At 72.7% G+C, this 2653-nt stretch carries 4 protein-coding genes and 1 pseudogene; 3 read left to right on the forward strand and 2 right to left on the reverse strand.

All coding sequences use genetic code 11. The features are described 5' to 3' along the window. Positions 1–351, reverse strand: a pseudogene (locus AB0E85_RS39835) (hypothetical protein); the annotation flags it as partial. Positions 352–421: 70 nt separating this feature from the next. After that, a complete protein-coding gene (locus AB0E85_RS39840; RefSeq protein ID WP_361937642.1) occupies positions 422–631 on the reverse strand; it encodes a hypothetical protein in 210 nt (69 codons plus the stop codon). A 291-nt stretch (positions 632–922) separates the two neighbouring features. Between AB0E85_RS39840 and AB0E85_RS39845 the strand changes: the two genes are divergently transcribed. The 3 genes from AB0E85_RS39845 to AB0E85_RS39855 form a co-directional block, all read left to right on the forward strand. Beyond that, positions 923–1600 (forward strand): nucleotidyltransferase family protein, encoded by a 678-nt coding sequence (locus AB0E85_RS39845; protein WP_361937643.1) that lies wholly within the window; start codon positions 923–925, stop codon positions 1598–1600. A gap of 12 nt (positions 1601–1612) precedes the next feature. After that, positions 1613–1900, forward strand: coding sequence for a BON domain-containing protein (locus AB0E85_RS39850; protein WP_361937644.1), 288 nt, complete (start codon positions 1613–1615; stop codon positions 1898–1900). Beyond that, positions 1897–2653, forward strand: a 757-nt coding sequence (locus AB0E85_RS39855; RefSeq protein ID WP_361937645.1) for a metallophosphoesterase, incomplete at its 3' end; no start/stop codon positions are given. The genes AB0E85_RS39850 and AB0E85_RS39855, both read left to right, overlap by 4 nt.

The raw sequence follows: 2653 nt of genomic DNA on the forward strand, positions 1-2653 counted from the left end.
CCCGCTCTCGCCGGCCGGTGTTCCGCCGTTCGGGGACGCGCCGTCGGGCCGCTGCCCGGGGCGCGGCTGGGTGAACCAGGCGACGGCCGCGCCGGTCACCGCCACCGGCCACTCCACCAGCCCGGCCACGCCGAGCACTCCGGCGCCGGCGTAGACGGCCATCCGGCGGCCGCGCGGTGAGACCGCACCGATCCTGTCCAGTGCGTCCGTGGCCACCTTGCCCACCTGCTCCGCACCCGGCAGGTGCCTGAGGCCCGAGGCCATGGCCCGCAGGGGCTGCGGAAGATCGGACGAACGTGATGTCTCCTGGTTCATGTCGACCTCCACGAGCGCATTGTCCAGCGGCGTCATCCGGTTTCCCAGCTCTTTGCCCCATATTCCGCTTTTGCCGGGGTATGCGCTTGTCTTGTTCGGCCGGGTGTCAGAGGACCGTCTCGCCGTCGTGGACCCCGCCCACGCAGCGCTTGCTGTACGACGACGAGCCGTCACCCACGGCGGAGATGACGATCATGCCGCCGCCGGCGACGCACTGGCTCGCGGTGACGTCCGCCGGACGGGCGGCGGCAGTCGCGGGCACGGCGAGTGCGGAGGCGGCCAGGGCGGTGAGCAGGGCGTAAGACAACGTGCGCATCGGGGCTCCCTCAAGCGTGGACGGCCGGACGGTCCGGCCCGTCCCAGGCTGGGCAGGGGGCGAACCGGCCGCCACTCGGGGAAAGTGCCCGGCGGCCCGACGCCGTGGCCCGCGAGCTGGGGCGGGGGGTGAACTGGCCCTGCGGGGAAGCGACATCGCGCCGGATCCGGCGGTCCTCGTAAGCCGTCCGTGTCGGGTCGGGAGCGCCGGGTACTCAGTGCAGGCAAACAGGCCGTCTCGGGTCCGGACCCCGCACGGGAGCGGAGTGTCCGGTTCGGCGAAGGAGTGGTCATGACGCAGAACGGTGATGACGCGACGCTCGTCCGGCGACCGGGGATCCCCGACCTCCGGATGGCACCGGAGGGAGCCGAGCCCGCGCCACCACAGGACCCACAGGCGGACCAGCCGCCGCAGGACCTGCCCCTGGACCGCAACCAGGCGATCCTGGAGGCGGCCAAGCAGGTCGGCGCCCTGCTGAAGCGCAAGGGGCACCTGTTCGCCCTGGCCGGCAGTGTGGCCGCGTACGCCCACGGCGGCGAGAAGAACATGCAGCACGACGTGGACTTCGCGATCCGACCCGAGGACGCGGACGCGGTGGCGGCCACGCTCCGGGAAGCCGGGCTGACGGTCTACACCCCGCCGGAGGACTGGCTGATCAAGGCCACGTGTTTCGGGCAGCCGGTCGACATCATCTTCGAGTTGGCGCACCGTCCGGTGGGCGCGGACATGCTGGAGCGGGCCGAGGAGCTGTCGGTCGACTCGGTGCGCATGCCCGTGCTGGCCCCGACCGATCTGCTGTGGAGCCTGACCGCCGCGTTCTCCGAGCACCACTGCGACTTCGGGGCGGCCCTGCCCATCGCGCGTGCGCTGCGGGAGAAGGTCGACTGGGAGCGCGTGCGGCGCGAGTGCGGGGACGAACCCATGCCCGCGGCGTTCTTCTTCCTCCTGGAGCGCCTGAACGTCATCTGAAGGAGCACCCACATGAGCACCCTCGGTCCACAGGACGCGGGCGGCGGGCCGCCCGCCGAGAACCTGGAGTACCGCATCGCCCACCTCCAGGACCGCCTCGCCTCCGGCGAACTCGGTGAACTGGGCGTACGGGTCGAGGCCCGTGGCAGGACGGTGCTGCTCACCGGCACCGTGCCCTCGGCCCCCTGCCGGGAGGAGATCGTGCGCACCGTCGAGGACGAACTCGCCGGCTTCCCCGTACACAGCGACCTCGTGGTCACCGAGGCGTCCTCCCCCGACCACGCGGAGGAACTCTCATGATCCGCATCGCAGCCGTCGGAGACATCCACATGGGGCCCGAGAGCCAGGGCGTGCTCCGCCCCGCCTTCGAGACCCTGCCCGAGTGCGCCGACCTCCTGCTGCTGGCCGGGGATCTCACCCGGCACGGCACACCCGAGGAGATGCGGGTGGTGGCCCGGGAGGTCGAGGGCCTCGCCGTTCCCGTCGTCGCCGTCCTGGGCAACCACGACCACCACGACGACCGCCCGGACGAGGTCACGGCCATCCTCCGGGACGCCGGCGCGCAGGTGCTGGAGGGGCAGGGGACGGTCGTGGAGAGCGGCGGGGCGCGGATCGGCGTCGCCGGGACCAAGGGGTTCGGCGGCGGCTTCGTCGGCCGCTGCGCCGGGGAGTTCGGCGAGCCGGTCATGAAGGAGTTCGTCCGGTATTCCCGGCAGAGCGCCGACGGGCTGCGGGCCGCGCTGGAGCGACTGGGCGAGGAGGGCTGTGACGCGCGGATCGCGCTGACCCACTACTCCCCCGTCGCGGACACACTGGCGGGCGAGCCGCTGGAGATCTACCCCTTCCTGGGCAGCTATCTGCTGGCCGAGGCGATCGACACCGCCGGTGCCGACCTCGCGGTGCACGGGCACGCGCACGCCGGCACGGAGCACGGCATGACGAGCGGCGGCGTGCGGGTGCTGCAGCAGCTCCTGGACCAGCCCGTCCAGGCGCTCGCGGAGTCGCGACGCCCGGCGAAGCACGTCTGGCACCTTTCGGTCCGGGCCGCACCGG

This window comes from Streptomyces sp. NPDC029044 (assembly GCF_040637495.1).
Classification (GTDB): Bacteria; Actinomycetota; Actinomycetes; order Streptomycetales; family Streptomycetaceae; genus Streptomyces.

Excerpts from the sequence above, each read along its gene's own strand:
- AB0E85_RS39845 (WP_361937643.1), top strand. The coding sequence starts at position 923 with ATGACGCAGAACGGTGATGACGCGACGCTCGTCCGGCGACCGGGGATC.
- AB0E85_RS39840 (WP_361937642.1), bottom strand. The coding sequence starts at position 631 with ATGCGCACGTTGTCTTACGCCCTGCTCACCGCCCTGGCCGCCTCCGCA.
- AB0E85_RS39850 (WP_361937644.1), top strand. The coding sequence starts at position 1,613 with ATGAGCACCCTCGGTCCACAGGACGCGGGCGGCGGGCCGCCCGCCGAG.